17 protein-coding genes are annotated in these 19,278 nt (G+C 61.1%); 6 read left to right on the forward strand and 11 right to left on the reverse strand.

The genetic code is table 11. The features are described from left to right. Positions 1 to 4: 4 nt before the first annotated feature. Genes guaB through MEFOE_RS11645 form a run of 3 tightly spaced genes read left to right on the forward strand, consistent with a single transcriptional unit; the run spans position 5 to position 2,518 of the window. Positions 5 to 1,471 carry an IMP dehydrogenase gene (guaB, locus tag MEFOE_RS11635; protein ID WP_067053271.1) on the forward strand — a complete coding sequence of 489 codons (1,467 nt, stop codon included), beginning with the start codon at positions 5 to 7 and terminating at the stop codon, positions 1,469 to 1,471. A 44-nt stretch (positions 1,472 to 1,515) separates the two neighbouring features. Further along, the gene (locus MEFOE_RS11640; protein ID WP_067052281.1) at positions 1,516 to 2,148 is read left to right on the forward strand and encodes an ArsR/SmtB family transcription factor; all 633 of its coding nucleotides are present in this window, start codon (positions 1,516 to 1,518) and stop codon (positions 2,146 to 2,148) included. Further along, positions 2,129 to 2,518, forward strand: coding sequence for a CS domain-containing protein (locus tag MEFOE_RS11645; RefSeq protein ID WP_067052283.1), 390 nt, complete (start codon positions 2,129 to 2,131; stop codon positions 2,516 to 2,518). The genes MEFOE_RS11640 and MEFOE_RS11645 overlap by 20 nt, the downstream gene beginning before the upstream one ends. Positions 2,519 to 3,120: 602 nt before the next feature. Here MEFOE_RS11645 and MEFOE_RS11650 read toward each other — a convergent pair. The 3 genes from MEFOE_RS11650 to MEFOE_RS13485 form a co-directional block, all read right to left on the reverse strand. Continuing rightward, positions 3,121 to 3,345 (reverse strand): type II toxin-antitoxin system HicA family toxin, encoded by a 225-nt coding sequence (locus tag MEFOE_RS11650; RefSeq protein ID WP_067052285.1) that lies wholly within the window; start codon positions 3,343 to 3,345, stop codon positions 3,121 to 3,123. 93 nt (positions 3,346 to 3,438) lie between these two features. Next, positions 3,439 to 4,530: an RNA-guided endonuclease InsQ/TnpB family protein gene (locus tag MEFOE_RS11655; protein WP_067052287.1), complete on the reverse strand. Its 1,092-nt coding sequence runs from the start codon at positions 4,528 to 4,530 to the stop codon at positions 3,439 to 3,441. 82 nt (positions 4,531 to 4,612) lie between these two features. Then, positions 4,613 to 4,771 (reverse strand): type II toxin-antitoxin system HicB family antitoxin, encoded by a 159-nt coding sequence (locus MEFOE_RS13485; RefSeq protein WP_083523458.1) that lies wholly within the window; start codon positions 4,769 to 4,771, stop codon positions 4,613 to 4,615. A 677-nt stretch (positions 4,772 to 5,448) separates the two neighbouring features. Between MEFOE_RS13485 and MEFOE_RS11660 the strand changes: the two genes are divergently transcribed. Further along, positions 5,449 to 6,369, forward strand: a complete 921-nt coding sequence (locus MEFOE_RS11660) for an SDR family oxidoreductase (RefSeq protein WP_067052289.1) — start codon at positions 5,449 to 5,451, stop codon at positions 6,367 to 6,369. On the opposite strand, the gene MEFOE_RS11665 is transcribed toward MEFOE_RS11660, so the two are convergent. From MEFOE_RS11665 to MEFOE_RS14705, 3 genes are all read right to left on the reverse strand, one after another. Beyond that, complete coding sequence (locus tag MEFOE_RS11665; RefSeq protein WP_067052290.1) at positions 6,357 to 7,538, reverse strand: CapA family protein; 1,182 nt, start codon at positions 7,536 to 7,538, stop codon at positions 6,357 to 6,359. The genes MEFOE_RS11660 and MEFOE_RS11665 overlap by 13 nt on opposite strands. Positions 7,539 to 7,551: 13 nt before the next feature. Then, positions 7,552 to 9,021 carry a lipopolysaccharide biosynthesis protein gene (locus MEFOE_RS11670; protein WP_067052292.1) on the reverse strand — a complete coding sequence of 490 codons (1,470 nt, stop codon included), beginning with the start codon at positions 9,019 to 9,021 and terminating at the stop codon, positions 7,552 to 7,554. 100 nt (positions 9,022 to 9,121) lie between these two features. Continuing rightward, the gene (locus MEFOE_RS14705) at positions 9,122 to 9,595 is read right to left on the reverse strand and encodes a serine O-acetyltransferase (protein ID WP_328585462.1); all 474 of its coding nucleotides are present in this window, start codon (positions 9,593 to 9,595) and stop codon (positions 9,122 to 9,124) included. Positions 9,596 to 10,157: 562 nt separating this feature from the next. Here MEFOE_RS14705 and MEFOE_RS13830 point away from each other — a divergent pair. Further along, complete coding sequence (locus MEFOE_RS13830; RefSeq protein ID WP_153015963.1) at positions 10,158 to 11,330, forward strand: carboxylate--amine ligase; 1,173 nt, start codon at positions 10,158 to 10,160, stop codon at positions 11,328 to 11,330. Here the strand turns inward: MEFOE_RS13830 and MEFOE_RS11680 are convergent. Next, on the reverse strand, positions 11,211 to 12,977 hold the full coding sequence (locus tag MEFOE_RS11680; RefSeq protein ID WP_067052296.1) for an asparagine synthase-related protein: 1,767 nt from the start codon (positions 12,975 to 12,977) through the stop codon (positions 11,211 to 11,213). The two genes, MEFOE_RS13830 and MEFOE_RS11680, sit on opposite strands and share 120 nt — an antisense overlap. Before the next feature lie 120 nt (positions 12,978 to 13,097). On the opposite strand from MEFOE_RS11680, the gene MEFOE_RS11685 reads away from it, so the two are divergent. Then, positions 13,098 to 14,450, forward strand: a complete 1,353-nt coding sequence (locus MEFOE_RS11685; protein ID WP_067052298.1) for a mannose-1-phosphate guanylyltransferase/mannose-6-phosphate isomerase — start codon at positions 13,098 to 13,100, stop codon at positions 14,448 to 14,450. 403 nt (positions 14,451 to 14,853) lie between these two features. Here MEFOE_RS11685 and MEFOE_RS11690 read toward each other — a convergent pair whose 3' ends face one another. From MEFOE_RS11690 to MEFOE_RS11705, 4 genes are all read right to left on the reverse strand, one after another. Next, a complete protein-coding gene (locus tag MEFOE_RS11690; RefSeq protein WP_067052300.1) occupies positions 14,854 to 15,975 on the reverse strand; it encodes a radical SAM protein in 1,122 nt (373 codons plus the stop codon). Positions 15,976 to 16,637: 662 nt separating this feature from the next. After that, positions 16,638 to 18,314, reverse strand: coding sequence for a WD40 repeat domain-containing protein (locus MEFOE_RS11695; RefSeq protein WP_067052302.1), 1,677 nt, complete (start codon positions 18,312 to 18,314; stop codon positions 16,638 to 16,640). 282 nt (positions 18,315 to 18,596) lie between these two features. After that, positions 18,597 to 18,869, reverse strand: a complete 273-nt coding sequence (locus tag MEFOE_RS11700; protein WP_067052304.1) for a HepT-like ribonuclease domain-containing protein — start codon at positions 18,867 to 18,869, stop codon at positions 18,597 to 18,599. Next, positions 18,853 to 19,155: a nucleotidyltransferase family protein gene (locus MEFOE_RS11705; protein WP_067052306.1), complete on the reverse strand. Its 303-nt coding sequence runs from the start codon at positions 19,153 to 19,155 to the stop codon at positions 18,853 to 18,855. The genes MEFOE_RS11700 and MEFOE_RS11705 overlap by 17 nt, the downstream gene beginning before the upstream one ends. Between the last annotated feature and the right edge of the window lie 123 nt (positions 19,156 to 19,278).

Consider the following 19,278-nt stretch of genomic DNA (forward strand, 5'->3'; position numbering starts at 1 on the left):
CATGATGTATGCCGAAAAACTGAACGTGCCCACGGCCCTCACCTTCGACGACGTCCTCCTTGTCCCGGCGGCGTCCCTTGTCGAACCGAGCGAGGCCGATGTCCACGCAATCTTCTCGAAGAACATTCCCCTGAATATCCCGATCGTCTCGTCCGCGATGGACACGGTGACCGAGTCGGAGATGGCCATCGCCCTTGCCCGCCTCGGCGGCATCGGCGTGATCCACCGGAACATGAAGCCTGAGCGGGAAGTGGAGATGGTCAGCCGGGTGAAGCGTGCGGAAGACCTGATCGAGCGCGAGGTGCTCTCTGTCGGGCCTGACGCCACCCTCTCCGAGGTGGAGGAACTGATGAACAAGCACGGCATCGGCGGGGTGCCGGTCATCGAGAAGAACCATCTTGTCGGGATCATCTCGCGCCGCGACATCAGGGCGATCGTCCACCGCCGGGGCAAAGAGGCGGTCCGCTCGATCATGACGACGGCGCCGATCACGGCCCGCGAGGACGTCACCGCCGAAACGGCGCTGGAGACGATGTACTCGAGCAAGGTCGAGCGCCTGCCGGTCACCAACGGCGACGGGAGACTGCTCGGCATCATCACGATGCAGGACATCCTGGAGAAGCGCGCCTATCCCCTGGCAAACAGGGACGCGGACGGGAGCCTCCGGGTCGCCGCGGCTGTCGGCCCCTTCGACTTCGAGAGGGCGATGATGCTCGACGAGGCCGGGGTGGACGCGATCGTGGTGGACTGCGCCCACGGCCATAACCTCCATGTGGTGAAGGCGGTGCGCGAGATCAAGGCGAGCGCAAAGGCCGACATCGTCGCGGGGAACATCGCCACCGCAGCGGCGGCTTCCGAACTCTCCGACACGGTCGACGGCCTGAAGGTCGGGATCGGGCCGGGCTCGATCTGCACGACCAGGATCGTGGCAGGCGTCGGTGTCCCGCAGGTCTCGGCGATCAGTAGCGTCGCCGACGTGGCAGGGCCTCTCGGCATCCCGGTCATCGCGGACGGCGGCGTCCGGTACTCGGGCGACATCGCCAAGGCGATCGCCGCGGGCGCAAACTGCGTGATGATGGGCAGTCTCCTTGCCGGGACAGACGAGGCGCCTGGTCGTGTGATCGCGATGCAGGGCCGGAAGTACAAGCAGTACCGCGGTATGGGGTCACTCGGCGTCATGAGCGGCGGCGAGTCCTCGGACCGCTACTTCCAGAAGAAGGGGATCGGCAGGACCAAGTACGTCCCCGAGGGCGTGGAAGGGGCGATCCCCTATGTCGGGAATGTCTCCGATGTCGTGTACCAGCTCGTCGGCGGCCTCAAGTCGGCGATGGGCTACACGGGGTCGGCGACGATCGAGGACCTCAGGACGAAGGGGATGTTCGTCAGGATCACCGCGGCCGGGATGGGCGAGTCCCACCCGCACAACATTCTCATCACCGACGAGGCCCCGAACTACCGGTTGATGAGCTGATATCATCCCCATTTATATTTTATGAACACTAACATCTGGTAAGGATGCTCGATAACGGTGAAGTCTCCCGCCTCCTTGATATCCTCGGGAACAGGAACAGGAGGCGGATCATCGATCTTCTCAGGCTGAAGCCCTGCTTTGTCACCGAGATCTCGGACAAACTGATGATCTCGCCGAAGGCGGTGATCGAACATCTGCAGATGATGGAACAGGAGGAGATCCTCTCTTCGTTCCACGACGACCGCCGGCGGAAGTATTATTGTCTGGTACGTGAGATCAGGGTCGATGTGAGGCTTGAGGGGAACGAGACGGCTCCCTTCCCCAGGCCGGGAGAGAGCAGAGGGGCGAAATATCTCACCGCGCTCTTCATGCTCACCAGGATGCTCCGCACGCGGGACAGTCTCATCGCAAACCTCGAAGAGATCGAGCGGGAGATCGAGGTCAAGATGAATGATGTGGTGAAGTACAGCAGGGAGATCCTCTCGAACGAGACCGAGATGGATCTGGTGCTGGCCCTTGCCCACTGTACCCTCACCCTGCAGGACCTCGAAGAGTACACCGGTCTCGAAGCCGAACCGGTGGAAGCGATGCTCGAAGATCTTATCGGAAAAGGGATCGTGGAACAGAACGGGAAAGAGTATATGCTGCGTGTTTCCTATGCCGAACAACCCTTATGACGAAATTTTCAAGAGCCTGGCAAAGATCCTCGGCGAGATGACGGCCGAAGGCGGCGAACCGCCGCGGATCATCGGGTGCACGATCATCGCCGGCGGCGGGGTGCCGCACCGGGAGGAGGAGATGCCCGAGGACGACGACGGCATCGACTACGAGGTGGTCGAGGGCGAGGACTGCGTCTATGTCACGGCAGAGGTCCCGCCGGAGGCAGAGGTCGCGGCCGAGTTCGGGCCCCGCGAGGTGACGTTGACGGTCGGCGATGCGACGGAGACGATCGACCTGGAGGCCGACATCGACGGGGAAGGGAGTTCGTACTCGGTCAACAACGGCATCTTCGACGTCGTCTGCAGGAAGGCCGGGAAAACGGCCTGAAACTTTTTTTATTTTTATTTCTGGAGAACCGCTCATGAAACGAAGTTTCAAGCGGTTCTTTGAAAACCACTGAGGTGGTTTTCATGGTACATCTCCATACGCCGGCGTGAGATGCTCTTCTGGTTCAACGCGGCGAACCCCGGGTACATCGCCTTCCCCTCAAACACAGACCGGGGGTTTCACCCCCGGACCCCCGAAACAGGATTGGTTCCGGGAAGATAGGGCAGGGATCCCGAATAGGGTGATTGAAATGCCTCCGCCTATCCTGAGTGAGGGTCCGGAGGAACGAGTGAAGGGAGCATGAGAAAACGGAAAATCGAAGATTTTCTCGTTCAGGCACATCTTTGATGTGCACTGAGACGGAGTCTTCGAGGTAGTCCCCCGGCGCGAGATGCTGATCACCTGCCTTCCCCATACTGTTCGCCGGGGGACTGCTCGAAAATCTACGATTTTCTCATGCTCACTTCTTTCGCACAGCGAAATCTTCGGTTTCTTGACCTCACTTCGTTCGTTCCTCGAAAACCTACGGCCAGTAGCAAATCTCAGATATACCATTGACTAGAGTTCTTCGAGTGGTAGTCCCCCGGAGAACCGGTAGCCTGTTACAGAAGAGATAAAAATTCGTCGAGAGAGATCCCGGCCTGAAAGAGAATTGTCTGAAGTGTCTTTGGAGCAAGCGTCTTTCCGGAGTGGACGGGAACAGTGACGATGACGCCGCGCTCTGGATGGTGGAGGTATTGGTGGCTGCCTCGCATGCCGACCTCCTCAAAGCCTGCTCGCTTCAAGGCCCGGATCACTTTCTCCCCTGTGGTTCTCGGGAGTTTCATGCTGCGTTGCTCGTATTCAGGGGTACGGACACCTCAACAGGAATAGGCTTCCGTGACTGCTCCCCCTCCTCTCGTCGGGGGCATCCTGGGGTGTCACCCCTGAGATTGCAGCCCCAATCTCAGAATATTGATCGCCGCGTTCTGGTCGCGGTCCATCACCAACCCACAATGCGGGCAGGAGTGCACCCGATCAGATAACGTCTTTGCGACGATCATTCCACATCTGGAGCACTGCTGAGATGTATTTCTGGGGTTCACAAGGATCACGCGTGAGCCAGCCTCTTCCGCTTTGCTCTCTGTGATCGAGATGAACATAGTCCAGGCAACATCGGCAATGCTTTTTGCCAAATGGTGGTTCTTTTCCATATTCTTGACATTCAGATCCTCGAATACAATCGTACCGAACCAGTCCACCAATTGACGGGAGGTCTGGTGAGCAAAATTGAGCCGTCTGTTGGCGATCCGTTCATGGATGTGTGCGACGATCTTCCGGGCTTTCTTCCGTTCAGGGGTTCCTGTCTCTACTTTCGAGAGTTTCCTCTGCGCTTTTGCAAGGGCCTTCTCGTCGGTACGGAAGAACCGGGGATTCTCGATCTTCTCTCCGTTCGAGAGGGTGGCGAAGGACTCCAGCCCAACATCGATCCCGACCGTTATCTCCTTCTGTGGGAGAGGGGAGGGATAGTACTCAACCGAGAAGCAGGCATACCACTTCCCGGTCGATGACCGTCGGATCGCGAGAGTTTTGATCGTCCCTTCAACCGGACGGTGAAGGACGATCCTCACGTCTCCGATCTTTGAGAGGTGGAGACGGTCTCCATCGAGTTTGAATCCATACTGTGGATACGTGAAACTGTCATACCGTCCTTTTCCCTTAAAACGTGGATAGCCGGAGTTTTCCCTGGCCTTTACGCGCCGGAAGAATGCTTTGAAAGCAAGATCCACACGCATGGATACATCTTGCAAAACCTGAGAATAGACAGTAGAAAGTTCTGGATGCTCCTTTTTCCAGAGAGGGATCTGACGTTTTGATTCGTAATAGGAGATAGAACGTTGTTCCTGTTCCCACGCGTTCTTTCGCAATACAAGCGTCTCGTTATAGACCCACCGGCAGACCTCCAGCGTCTGCTCCAGTCGAGAGACCTGAGATCTTGTTGGGTAGAGTCGGTAACGATACCCTTTAGGCACAATGCCATTATGGAAGAGAATGAGTTATAAATAATTAGTATCGGTGGACGGGCTCTGTATCCCACCATTGAAATGGCGAGGATTAGCCCGGTCTTGATCCTAACTTTTTGGCGACCTCGATATACCCCGAGATTGCTTCTTCAATATGTGCCAGCGCCTCTTCCCAGGTAGACCCCTCGCTGATGCAACCCGGGAGGGAGGGAACCGTTACGGTGTACCCTCCGTCTTCATTCTGCTCCATAAGAACGGTGTAGCGGAGACGAATATCAGACAATCGATCCCTTCACAGGTGAATAGTATCTGGCACTATATAGGAGTTCTGCAAAAGAGTGTCGCCCCGGAAACCCTGCCGGCAAAGGCAGCGAAGGCGAAAAAAGCCCAATATCTGGGTTTCAGGGGGTGAAAGGGGATCCGCACTTCTCCCTGTGGAATCAGGAGTAGCACCCGACAAAAGTACAGGATTTTTCCAAAACTTTTTATCAAAGAGGTCATCCCAAAAATGACCGGAAACCTTACCATTACGATAGGAGAGTGGATGGCAGACTCCTCTTCAGAATATCGTGTTTACTCCTCCCTGGTCCAATCATGAGCGGGGTGCGAGCGACAGCGAGCATGAGAACACAGAGAATCAAAGATTCTCTGAGCAGGCAAATGTTTCATTTGCTATGAACGGAAAATCGAAGATTTTCCTGTGCGTGCATATCTTCGATGTGCCACGGACCGAAGGTTTTCGATTGCCCGGGAGAACGACCGAAGGGAGTCGATAAGACCAAAGATTTTCTCAAGCTCGCACCCCCCTCGGGATTGGCCCCGGAACGTTAGAGCAGAAGATCATCCCATCCCTATCCTGACGCTCCGGAGAGAACGGCGGCACACCAACCGTCACCTCTATGTCGTCAGGCGCCCCATCACCTCCCGATGAAATATATCGTCACTGGCGGCGCAGGATTTATCGGCTCCCATATCGCCGAGGCGCTCAGAGATGAGCACGAGGTCGTCGTCATCGACGACTTCTCGACAGGTCACCCTGAGAACCTCCGGGGTTTCGACGTCACACTCGTCGAGGGAAACGTGGCCGACCTCCCCCTGCTGAAGAGGATCTTCGCCGGCGCCGACGGCGTCTTCCACCAGGCGGCGATCGCCTCGGTGCCGAAGTCGGTCGCCGACCCCCTCGCCACCCACCAGGCAAACCTCACCGGCACCCTGAACGTCCTCCTCGCCGCACGGGACGCGGGCGTGCGGAAGGTGGTCCTCGCCTCCTCCTCGGCCGTCTACGGCGAGAGCCCCGAACTCCCGAAGAGGGAGGGGATGCTCCCCGAACCCCTCTCGCCATACGCCGTCTCCAAACTCGCGGGCGAGCACTATGCCGCCTCCTTCTCGCGGCTGTACGGCCTGCAGGCCGTCTGCCTGCGGTACTTCAACGTCTTCGGCCCGCGGCAGGATCCCTCGTCCCCGTACTCGGGAGTGATCTCGATCTTTGCCGACCGTATCCTCGCGGGCAGACCGATCACCATCTATGGCGACGGCGAGCAGACGCGGGACTTCGTCTATGTCGCCGACGTCGTCAGGGCCAACCTCCGTGCGATGGAGGGCGGCGCCGAAGGAGTCTTCAACATCGCCCGCGGCCGCACGACCACCCTGAACGCCCTTGCAGAGACGATGATGCGGGCCGCGGGCCGGACCGTGGAAGTCGGGCACGCGGAGGCGCGGGCAGGCGACATCAGGCACTCGTGTGCCGACATCACGCGGGCGCAGGAAACCCTCGGGTGGGCGCCCGAGTGGGGGCTTGAGGACGGCCTTGCCTGGACAATCCGGGCGGCAGGCCCTCAGCGGGTGTGACCAGCCTTCTCCCTGATGAGGTGCCTGATCGCGCCGAAAAAGAAGGGCCGCAGGCTTTCGTGCCTCAGGTCAGACACCACCGTCTTGATCGCCGCCGCAGGCACGCTGCCCATCCCCCTCTCCCGCATCTTCCTGAAGACCGCACCTTTTTCGATCGAATGCCCGTTCCCGTCCGTCTGCCCTGCGGCAGCAGGGGACCGCGAGACATTCGGGAAGCGGTTCGTGCAGTAGACCCTGAACGCGTCCTTATACCACGCCTGCCTGTACTGCTCCTCCGAGTCGAAGACCTGCAGGCGCCGCCGGAAACACTCCTGCCTCTCTTTGTCGTTCGCCAGGACGACCATCCTCTTCTCCAGGTCGATATGATAGTAATACCGGGTGAGGGCGACCTCGCCGCCGTCCCCGATCTCCACCCCGAGACAGTACGAGTCGCAGGTGTACGAGACATTGTGGTGGGTCGGGACGTCGAAACAGAAGTTCCCGAGACCATAGACGATAGTCCGACCGTCGACTGTCTCGATGCCCTGTGGGGCATGGGCATGGTGACCGATGACCAGGTCGGCCCCGGCACGGGCGATCTCATGGAAAAAGGCCCGCCTCTTTGGTTCGGGGACGATATTGTACTCGGTCCCGCCATGGTAGGTGTAGATGACCGCGTCGGGGTCTTCGGTCTCCCTGACTTCCCTGATCAGGGCACGGATCTTTTTGAGGTCAAAATAGTACGGTGCCGGCGTCCTCCCGTCCCACATCGGGCCCTCCCGGTGGCAGGAGGCGATGAGGGCGACCTTCGTCCCGCCATGACCGACCATGAGGTATTCGGGATAACCGCCGACGCCGTAGTGCCTGATACCGCTCTCCTCCAGGCGCCTGACCGTCTCCTCCACACCGCTAAGGCCGCTGTCCATGATATGGTTGTTCGCGAGAGTGCAGATGCCGACATGCCTCTCCTTCAGGTACCCGGCCGTATTCAGGGGGGCCTTCAGGTTGGCACCGCCGCTCTCCTTCTGCCTGGGCGGGGCATCGGTGATGGGGTTTTCGAGGTTGATGTGGCAGACATCCGCGTCACGGAAAAGGGCCCTGATCTGCTCGTCGAAGATCTCCTCCCCTGCCTGTACCTGGTCAAAAAAAACGCCGCTTGCCGAGAAATCCCCCGTACATACGATCCTCATGGATATCACCCCCCTATCGTGACGACTGGTTAATGAATCTTTTTATCTCCTGATAATATCCGGCAACCCACCCTTTCAAAAACGGATCCCGGACAACGACCCGTGCATAATAGACGAGGCTCACGACAAAGGCAACGGCAAGGAGGGCCAGGGCAGGCAGAGAAAGGAGTTTGGCTGCGATCAGGGGCGCCGCAACCAGGAGGCCGACCGCAAGGTCGGCGCACCAGAGGTAGCACTCCCTGAGATAGTCCAGGCCCGCGAGTTTCAGGAGCCAGAGATTCATAAAGGCGCAGAAGAGCGCACCTGTCAGGGAGAAGAGGAGTATCGCGATGACCGGGTCCCCGGTCATGCCGCCGATCGTGAGGGAGACCACGCGGGACGTCAGGAGGGCCAGGTCGAAGACAAGGCCAGCCCCCTGCTTCTCAAGCACGCTGAAGATGGTCGTCAGCGGCGACGAGACGAACATGAAAAAGATCCAGGGGACGAGGAGTTTGACATAGAAACCGGCCTCGTACCACTGGGGGCCGAGGAAGAAGACGAACATTTCCTCGCCGATGAGGAGGAGGAGGAGCATGGGAAAGATGCTGATCGCGACAAGACGCCTGTGGACCTCCTGCACGATAGGGCCGATGTCCCCGGTCTTTTTCTGTTCCTCGCTCGCCCTCTGGAAGAAGACCTGCGAGACCGCGGTGCCGACGAGACCGAGGGGGAGGCTCACCGCCTGGTATGCGAGGGAGTACAGCCCGACGATGGCCGGGGTGAAGAAGAAGGCGAGGAATATGGGGGAGACCTGCCGGGAGACCTCGTTGGCAGCGGTCGACCAGGAGGTGAAGATCGGGAACTTCCTGTACCTGATGGCGAGTGCCCTGACCTTCGCCAGGGTGACAGACGAAAGGAGGTGCCGGTCCTTCCTGACCTCGCGGAGCATCAGGATATCGGCGGCGCCGTACCCGGCTACGGCCCCACCAATGAGGCCGAGTGGCGAGGCAACACCGATGCCGGCCCCGATCTGCACACCCTTGTTCACGAGGGAGTTCGCCACCCTGCCCCCTGCCACGGTGCCGAACTTCTCCCGCCTGGAGAGCCAGTAGTTCAGGACGAAGAAGAGGCCGTTCAAGAGGACAAGGACCGGGATGAGACCGATATACCCGGCAAGGGCGGGGAAGTTCAGGGCGGCCGCGATATTTTCGGCGAAGATGATGAGGACCGCACCGCTGACGGCCGAGGTCGCCACCACCAGGACGGCGCTGAGGACCGCGAGGTTTGCAGCGTCTTCGTCCTCCCCCGGGAGCATGATGGCAAGGTGATAGGAGAAGCAGGAGATGATCGCGAGGATCCCGGCGATCGAGAGGAAGACCTGGAAGACCCCGAAGTCGTCCGGGGAGTACAGGCGGGCGATGACCGGGATGAGAAGGACGCCCGCCGCCTGGGCGATGACGCTGCCTGAGACAAGTTTCAGGACATTGGTGACAAAACGCGACATGGGGTATGGAGCATAGATTCAACTTGCTCTATATTATCCTTTGGATGGCCCTGCCCCCTGTACGGTGGCATTCGGAAAATGAAAACCTGACATGGGGGTGTCAGAGAGTCTGGCCCCTGAGGGCCTCGGTGCCCCGGACGATATAGGGAAGAGACCCCGTGTCAGAGACCTTCCTCGCGGGGACACCGGCGATGGAGATATTCGGTTCCAGAAAAGACCTGTTCACGACGCTGTTGGCGCCGATGGCGATGCCGTCCGCGATCCTGATGTCGCCAAAGATCTTCGCGCCCGGACCAATATAGACATTGTTCCCGATCTTCGGGGCTGTCTCGTCATGGGACCCGATATTGGCGCCCGGGTGGATCCTGCAGTTTTCCCCGATCTCGGCGGCGCTGTTGACGACGAGCTGGCCATAGTGGGCGATGGAGAGGCCGGGCCCGAAGACGTTCAGGGGGATGGTGAAGCCGAGGCGCACCGACATCTGGTGGTACCTGTACTGGAGCGTATAATAGAACAGGGCATGGGCAGGACTGATATTTTTCAGGCAGTTGTTCCAGTACTCGCACTTCCTCATCAGCAACTGGAATTTCCACAGATCGTCCCCTATCAACGGCCTGGGTCTTGCCCGACCAATTCCTGACGAAATAGTGTCTGCTTTCATGTAGAATAAGTAGTCATCTTTCGAACGGATCATCCGGCTCCTGAGAGGATCGCATAGCACATAGAATTTTCGCTTGAAAAGAATTTCATCCACACACCATAAAAATCAATAATATGAGATAATAATCAAAATATAGAGAAATCACCCGGTCTCAGACCCTGCCGCACCGGCCCGGATCCCGGTGCGGGCAGGCACCCGGAGGAGAGGTGTTTGTATTCGGTCGGTGAGATCCAAATATTGATATAAAATGTCGCCAGAGACAGGTCTATTCCGGTCCACCCGCATGTACCTGTCACGAGAGGGAAAGCGGGCGTGGACGCCCGGTCCTGCGGGTCCCCTCCCCTGCGGTCAGACACGCCAGATAAAGGAGCCTGCCCCGCCATACAACCCGAAAAATGCCTGTGAGGGGTACTATGGACGATCAGAATGGCGGCGATGACGGGCGTCCAGGCGGCGCAGAGAGGGAAGGGGCGCGATGAAGAAGGAGCGCTGCGCCCTGGTGATGGGGGGGTACGTGAACGGCTACTCCATCATCCAGGAACTGTACGACCGGGGCGTGCGCGATATCGTCCTCCTCGACCACGACAGAAAACCCGGGGCATACAGCAACAAGATCACGCGGTTCATCTGCGCCAGGGCCACTGAGGAGAGCGTCCACGCCGAACTGACAGAACTCGGCAAAGAGTACGGGCAGGTCGTCGTCTATCCCACAGACGACGTCCACCTGGAGGTCCTGGATGCCCTTGCCGGGAAAGTCGGGTCGTTCTGTTTCCTCCCGATCAACCCGGCCAATCTGGGCCTCTGCCTGAACAAGTACCACCAGTACAGGTGCTGCGAGGCGCTGGGAGTCCCGTACCCGAAGACGGTTCCTATCGAGCGGGTCGAGGACGCCGGCCGGATCCTTTCTGTCCCCTTCCCTGTCATCGTCAAGCCCGACAAAAGGGAGGACCTGAAATCCGATGTCTTCAGGAACATCGTCATCTCCGACAGGGGCGACTACGACACACAACTCCCCAGGATCATCGCCGCCCTCGAACAGGGCGTCCCCCTCCTCGCCTCCGAGGTCGTCCCGGGCGACGGCTCGAACATCTATGCGTACGTCGGCTACCGGAGCAGGGACGGCAGGATCCTCAACGAATGGACAGGGAAAAAACTCTCCCAGTACCCGGACAACTTCGGGATCTTTGCGAGCGCTTCCAACCAGGCGCCGCCCGAGGTCCTGGAGCAGGGGAGGCGCCTCCTCGACGGGATGGACATCGTCGGCATCGCGGAGCCCGAGTTCAAGTACGATGCCAGAGACGGAAGGTACAAACTGATGGAGATCAACCTCCGCTCCATGATGTGGCACCGGGTCGGCAACATCTCGGGCGTGAACGTCCAGTACGCCCAGTACCTCGACGCCGCCGGCCTCGATGTTCCCGTTCAGGTCCAGGAGAAAGAGAGGGAGATCCACCTCGTGTACCTGAAGCACGAGATCATCAACCTCCTCACAAGACCGGGCTATCACCGCACCTTCTTCCGCAACCTCTCAGGCCCGGTCTCCCTGGCCTTCTTCGACAGGCACGACCTCCGGCCTTTTCTCGTCGACGGCGCGGACACCGTCTACGAGGTGGGCGTGGCCTGCCTGAAGAAACTGGGCCTCCTCTGATGCCTGCAAAGAGAGGTACCTGAGGGCCTGGTAGCCGAGGAGAGAGACATAGGGGCGACGGGCATTCGCAATGTTCACGACCACCCGGCGCGGCAGGCCGTCAAGTCCCCCGGCATCCCGCATCCTCAGGAGAGAGAACCTGGAGAGATGGGGGAAGGCGAAGTACCTCCCCCACCTGACGTCGAAGAGGCGCTGGTGCATGGCACGGATCCGTGTGGCGACGGAGGGGCCGGGCATGACGCTGCTGATACGGGTCGTGCACTCGATCCCGCCGAGCGCGGCGAGGTCGCCGGTGAAGAGGGAGCAGGCCGTGTATTCCTTGTACAGCGCCTGACCGAGCCTGAGGGAGAGGGGCACGCGCTGGAAGAATGTCATCAGTTCGCGGTCCCAGAGGGGCACGCGCCAGCCGTACCCGAAGTACTCGTACACCCTGACAGAGTTGATGATGTACTTCGCCTGTCTCTCCTTGAAGTCGAAGTACTCGATGGCGTCGGCGCAGGACTCGGCGTCATGGACATCGGGACACCCGGCACTCGTCAGGGACCGCTCCGCGTAGAGGGCACGCAAGGGGGGGTCGTCCCAGGCCCAGAGAGAGTAGTGCGCCGCCAGGTTGTCGGCAAGGAATTTCTGGAGGGTGTATGCCTGCGGCCGGCCGTACTCCCGCGGGATGTGGCTGCCGGCCAGCATGTCCCCGCTGTGTCCGGGCACAAAAACGGCATCAGGCGGCACCGCACCCTCATCCTTCATCTCGCAGACGGCCAGATAGTCCTGGGTGTGGGGGAGGGAGGAGAGGTTGCCGCCATAGCGGAGGTACTCTGTAAGGGCATCCCCCCCATAGCAGGCCTGCACCTTCTCCTTCGTGTACTCCACGCAGTGCCAGTCGTAGTCAAGGGCCCGGGCGACCTCACGGCTGATCCGGACCTCGCGGTTCTCTTTCACGCCATAGGTGAAGCAGGTCACGTCCTCTGCACCCAGGCGCCTGAGCATGGCGACGATGATCCGGGAGTCGAGGCCGCCGCTCAGGGGGACGACGATCCGCTTCCCTTCGCACGAGGCGAGGAGGCGGCGAAAGACCCGGACGAGAACGTTGTCGAGGCCCCGGGTGAGGTCGCCGACGAGGTCGTCGCCGGCAAAATAGTCGCCGTGCCTGAACTGTGCATAGCTGACGGTCCGAGCGGTACCGGACCGCCCGGGGAAGATGAGGCACTCACCGGCCTGGAGTTGCCTGACCCCCCGGTACAGGGTCCAGGGGCCGGTGACAAAGCCGGTGGCAAGGAACTCGGCTGCGGATTCCTCGTTCAGAGGCGAGGAGACGCGTTCCACAAGGAAGTGGGGGTCGTCGGCGATGACCATCTCCTCTCCCCTGCCGGCAAAGAAGAGAGGGATGCTCCGCAGGCGGTCGACGGCGGCGGCGATGGTATCGGGTGTCTCGACGACAAAGGCGTACTCGCCGTTCAGGGACTCGAGGAGGGCCCTGACGGCGTTCAGGTCGTCCCAGGGGGCGGAGAGGAGGAGGGCGGCGGCCTCCCTGCCGTCAAGGAGGACACCGCCGGCAAAGACGGTCCCCTTGTACCAGCAGCGAATCTCTCCGTTTTCGGAGAATTGCCAGGGGTAATGGGGGTTGTTCAGGCAGACATGACCGGTCATGTTCCGTCCTGCCGGGGGATGCGGCGATCACTTCTGATCCCGCAGGATATATATATAAGCATTGGAACCGGTGCGACTGATCGCAACCCTCATCCCCATACTCGCCTATACCCGGCGTCCATGCAGACCCTCATCCTTGCCGGCGGTTCAGGCACCAGGCTCTTTCCCCTGAGCCGGACCTGCTACCCGAAACAGTTCATCCCCCTCTTCGAGAACGAGTCGCTCTTCCAGAAGGCGGTGAAACGGGCCCTCTTCTTCTCCGGGCCCGGGAAGATCTCCATCATCACCAATGAAGCCCACCGCTTCCTGGTCGCCGACCAGCTCGCGGCCGTCGGCGCCGACTGCCCTGTCCTTGTCGAGCCCAGCGGGAAGAACACCCTGCCCGCGATCGTCTACGGCATGACCGAGGTCCTGAAAGAGGGGGAGGACGCGACCGTGGCAGTCCTCCCCTCGGACCAGCTGATCCTCCCCGGCGAGGAGTACAGGAAGGCTTTCCGTGCAGCCGAGGCGCTCGCACAGGACCATCTCGTCACCTTCGGGATCGCCCCGACCTCGCCCCACACGGGCTATGGCTATATCCGCCCTGGCCGGGCCCTCGCCGGCGGCTATGCCGTCGACGCCTTCGTCGAAAAGCCCGACCTGGAGACGGCGAAGACATATGTGCGGGACGGGTATCTCTGGAACTCGGGGATGTTCGTCTTCCCTGCCGCCCTCTTCATGGACGAGTGCAGGCGCCTGGCGCCGGCTGTGGCAGAGGCCTTCACCCGCTCCCCGGCGGAGGCCTATGCCTGCACCCCGAAGATCTCGGTCGACTTCGGGCTCATGGAGAAGACGGACCGCGCGGCGGTCGTGCCCCTGGCCACGGCCTGGAGCGATGTCGGGAGCTTCGACGCCCTGTACCAGGTGAGCGACAAGGACGGGCAGGGCAACGCGGTGAAGGGCGAGTACCTGGGCATCCACAGCGGGAACAACCTGGTCATCTCCGACCGCCTGGTGGCAACGATCGGCCTCTCCGACCTTGCGATCGTCGACACGGCCGACGCCCTCCTGGTCTGCCCGAAGGCTGAGTCCCAGTATGTCGGCGAGATCACGACTCTCCTGAAGGAGAGGGGCGACGGGCGCTGTGACCTCCACACCACTGTCCACCGTCCCTGGGGCAGGTACACCGTCCTCCTGCAGGGCGACTCCTTCCAGATCAAGCGCCTCACCGTCCTGCCGGGCCGCCGTATCTCTGCACAACTCCACCACCACAGGAGCGAGCACTGGGTGGTCGTCCGCGGCATGGCCGAGGTCTCCAATGACGGCCGCACTTTCTTTGTCAGGCCAGGGGAGAGCACATTTGTCCCGGCAGGTGTGAAGCACCGCCTGGGAAACCCGGGGCTGATCCCCCTGGAGGTGATCGAGGTGCAGAACGGCGACTACATCACCGAGGACGATATCATCCGCTTCGACGACGACTTCAAGAGGGAGTGACAGCGGGGGGACGGCAACCTCCCTTCGGTCTCCGTTCTGTCTTCCCGGGGCCAATCTGAAGTGGGGAACGGGGTATAGCACGTTCGAGAAAGCCAGAGATTTTCGCTGTCCGGGGGTGAAACTCCGGCACGATTGATGTGGAAAAGGCAGGGGATCGGGACCCCTCGCCGGGGGACTACGTCCCTGGACAGCGGAGGTCTTCGACCAGCGGCAGATCGAAGATGTGCGCGAAGAGGATATCTCCGATATCCTGTGTTCTCATGCTCGCTATCGCTCGCGCCCCACATTAGGATAGGAGGGGACGGCAGTCTCCTCTGCACTCTTCTCGTTTCCTATCCCGGGTCAGGGATCCAGGGGCGGAGTCCCCCGGATCAGACAGGGGTCGGGGCATCACAATGACTATTCAGTTTATCCGTGCCAGTCGCCCCTTCACCCGCCACTTCAGTTCATGGCAGAGGGAGGGGAGGTGGTACAGGAGGTTTGTCGAGTAGTTGCAGCTGCAGCCTGGACACTGTTTCAGGAACATCTCCTTGAGCCTCTGCCTGTACGCATCCGAGGAGACGATCTCGGGGAGGGGCGTCTCCCTGACCGTGCCCATGGGGGGCAGGGCCCAGCACCCCGAGTAGACCTCGCCGTGCGGGCCGACGTAGACCTTCTCGTACCCGAGGTGGCAGGGGATGTCCTCCCTCCTGGGGTTCTGGAAATACTCTTTCATGTATTCAAGAGAGGAGTAACTCTTGCTGATCAGGCCGGGGTGCGTGGACTTGATCCGGTGGAGCTCGGCGACCAGGTCGTCGAGCCTGTCCCTCTCGTCCTCCGGGATCCAGAGTTCTGAGGTGTCGACGTCCCTGAAGAAATAGAGTGAGGTATTGAGGAGGTTGAAGCCGCAGGTGATGCCGAGTTCTCTGGCCAGGTCGACCATCTTCGGGATCTCCGGGAAGGTGGGCTTCATCACGGTCGTCCCTATGGTGATGGCAAGGGCAGGGTACCGGGAGTCCCGAAGCCCGATCAGTGTCCTGAGGGCGCCGGTGCTCCGTTCAAACCCGCCTTTCACCCCTCTGACGGTGTCGTGGACCGCGGCCGTGCCGTCGATGGAGATGGAAAAGCCGTCGAGGCCGTTCTCGATGAGAGAGACGGCCCTCTCTTCGGTCAGCAGAAGCCCGTTCGTGGTGATGGAGATGTCGGCAAAGCCGAGGTCGTCCGCGACTTTTACGATCGCAGGCAGGTCTTTTCGCAACAGGGGTTCGCCCCCGGCGAACTCGATATTCCGGATCCCGAGCGTCTTTGCCTGGGCAAGGACCTCGCCCGCCTCCGCCGTGTCCATTTCGCCGACAGAGGCATGCCGCCACTGCCGGCAGGTGATGCACCGACTGTTGCAGTTGTCGGTGATGTTGAAGACGAGGGTCGTCGGGCGATAGGGTATCCTGGAAAGAAATGACGTATTCAGCCTGGACGCCTCGGAGTAGAAAATCCTGGAAGACTCCCTCATCCCCTCCCTGATATATGAAGACAGTGATTCGGCCATGGTTGACTCATCCATGCAGTCCGGAAATATATTTCTTCCCCCATGGACCCGGGGAGACACCGATGTCTGTCTCCCTCGCCGCGGGACAGACCCGGGCCGATGTGTCCGTGCAAAGAGACAGACCCCTCATTCCGGCAGAGTGCACCAATCCGTGACCAAAAAGAGAGGCTTCCTGCCGCCAGAAGAGGTATGAGGGGGAAGACCCACCCTCTTACCGTGCAGCCGGGGAGAATACAGTAGAAGACATGATCGAAAGGCTTCGAAGGGTTTGAGAGGGGCCGCTTCGTCATCCTCTACGGTTCCGTCTCCCGGGGAGAGGAAGAACCCGGATGTCGACCTCTGCGTCTTCTTCGACGGGGACCGCATGGAGGCGCGCGGTTCAGGTTTCGTGCCCTGTCAGAACTCTTCAGAGACTGCTACGACCTCCAGATATTCCAGCAGTTCCCGCTCTATGAGGGAGGAGTCCGTGCGTGGCCTCGTGCTCTCCTGCCCTGACGAGCGGATCCTGTGCGATCGCTCTGTCGAGGCCACCAGGGAATTCAATGCAGTCAAGCACCGGCCCGATTCGGCCGATGTGTTCACCCGGCTCAGGGCTAAAGGGTCGAGTATGCGATAGATTTTGCGCAACCGGGGTGCTGAGGCAGTCATCCCTGACTGAAAAATCAGGGGTCCAAAGATGGGGAGTCTGTTCTTCGAGGCTGTCCGATATCTTCTGCAAGGCTGAGGTATGCCGCCGCCAGGACCTCCACTTCCTCCCTCTCAGGGGGGGCCGGGGCGTAGGCAAGGCGGTCTGCAGTTGCAAAGAACCAGGCAAGGCCTCCCCTCTGGTCCGGGCAGGCGTCCAGGGCGTCGGCGGTGAGGAGGACGCTGGCCCCTGTACGCTCCTCGATCAGGGCGGCCATCTGCCGCGAGAGGAGAACGGCCGCCTCCCGCGTCTTACCTTCATCCAGGCAGACCTTCCAGGGAGGTGCCTCCTCCGCGACCGCCTGCGGGGCGGCCTCGGCACCCGCATCTGTCCTTTCCTGTTCAGGGGGCGACGCCTCTTCCGCGCGAGGGGGTGCCTGCCGCCGCCTGCGCAGGTAGCCTGCACCGAGGGCGACGCTCCCAACAAGGAGGCCAGCAAGGAGGAGGGGCAGCATGGAACGTCCTTCAGGGCCGGGGTGTGTGGCCACCGGGTTGTCAGTCGTCGGGGCGGCCGCAGTCGGGATCGCGGTTGTCTGTGTCACTGTCTCTGTGGTCCCGGGGACCCCGGGCGTCTGTACCGGGGTCTCCGCGACCGTCGGGACGGTCGTTGTCGACGTCACGGTCGCAATGCCGATCACCTGGCGGGAGGAGGAGGCGACGCCAGCGCTGCCGTCGGCGGTGAGGGCGACATGGCCGACCCAGCCGTCGAGGGCGTACGTCTCAAGCACCTGCCCGTCGCCGTCGAAGAGGTAGGCTTCTTTGTCCATGGACCCGGCAAGGACGCGGGAACCGTTCTTCGAGACGGCGACGTCCCGTATCCAGCCTCCGGCGGTGAAGGTCCAGAGTGTCTCGCCCTCCCTGTCAAAGCAGGTGAGGGTGTTGTCCTGCGCACCGGCGAGGACGCGGGACCCGTCTTCAGAGACCGCGAGGGCGGTGATCGGGCGGCGTGAGGGGTGCGTCCAGAGAAGGGTGCCCGTGCGGTTCAGGAGGCGGACGCCGGCGTCGGAGGCAACGGCGACCGCGTCCCCGGTCCCGGAGACGGCGACCGCGGTGCCTCCCTCCAGCATGCCCTCATGCGCCCAGAGTTTTCGCCCGGCGCCCGTATAATAGAAGAGGCCGCGGCTGGAGGCGACCGCGGCGTACGCGCCCTTTTCCGAGAGGGCAAGATCGCGTATCCTGGACTGGACCTCGTCCTCTTTATCCTTCGGGTCGCCCCTGGTGTCGGCGGTGGCCCTGAGGGTGCCGTCAGCGTCATAGAAGTGCACCTCGCCGACGAGGTCCGCGACCGCAAGCCTCTTCCCGTCGGAGGAGAGGGCGAGGGCCACACAGTCAGAGTCCAGGTTCTGCCTCCAGAGCAGGGCGGCGTCCCCGGCATAGAGGGCGAGCTGCAGGCCGCCGGCGCCGGCGCCGGCGATCGTCCGGCCGTCCGCGGACGAGGCGGTCATCTCCGCCGACCACTGCTCCCAGAGGGGGGTGCCGTTGCCGGCCAGGAGGCAGAGCCTCTCCCCGCCGACAAGGACGTGCGAGCCGTCGGGGGTCAGGGCGAGGCCGGCGACCTCCGCGGGTGCGGAGTATGTCCAGAGAGGGTTCCCGGCAAGGGCGCCGACAGGGAGGACGGCAAGGAAGAGGCAGAGGACGATTATCGCGCACCGCATGTCTCCAGACTAGTGTCAGGAGAGACCCCATAAAGATTCTGTTCTGGATGTTACGCCGGGCACGGATCAGGTCCATCCCTGTCGTGCAGGAGGGGGGGTGCGTCGCTCGTGGATGAGGCGTGGACGTCTTCATGTGGCAACGACGCACCCTCCGGGCAGGAGACCAGGCGAAGGAGGGCGCCATGTCCACAGTGGCACATGGGATGACGCCCTTCCTCAGACAGAATCAAGCATCTCCCTGACCGCAGCCTGCAGGTCCGGGATTTTATTCCGGACGACATCCTACACGATCTCGGTATGGACTCCGAAATAGGCGTGAATGAGGATGTCCCGCATGCCTGCAATCTTTCTCCAGGGAATATCGGCATGCTCCGCTTTGAGCGGCTCAGGAATGAGTTTGACCGCCTCGCCGATGACCATGAGGTTCCGGATCACCCCATCCTGCACAAGATCGCTCTGCACGAACTCCTCGTAATCCATTCCCTGCGTATATCGTTGAATCCTCTCGATATCTTCAACACTATCCCGGAGATAGAGGTTATATTCCCGGGACATATCGCACGCTCTGGAGGATGTGGGGTGCGAGGCCGGGTTTGAGGGTGTCCTGATCGACAAGGTCGACGTGCCTTCCGAAGAGATCTTCGAGAAAAAACGTGAGGTCCATATAGGTGTCGAAGGAGCGCCTCCCCTCTTCGAACTCGATCAGAATATCGATATCGCTATCTTCGCGTTCTTCGCCCCGAACGAAGGACCCGAAGATCCCGATCCGCCGGACGCCGAGGCTCCGGATCCGGGCCCGGTGATCTGCCAGCGCACCCATGATGCCCTCAGCCGTCAGCATACTATACCTCTGGTACGCACTGATCAGGATAAGGTTTTCCTCCCGCGGTCTGGCGTGAGGTCGTGGACGAGGGGGGAAGCCGCCCGGGAAGAGGCGAGGTCAGGAGGGCTGGCTCTCTATGGT

This window comes from Methanofollis ethanolicus (assembly GCF_001571385.1).
GTDB classification, from domain to species: Archaea; Halobacteriota; Methanomicrobia; order Methanomicrobiales; family Methanofollaceae; genus Methanofollis; species Methanofollis ethanolicus.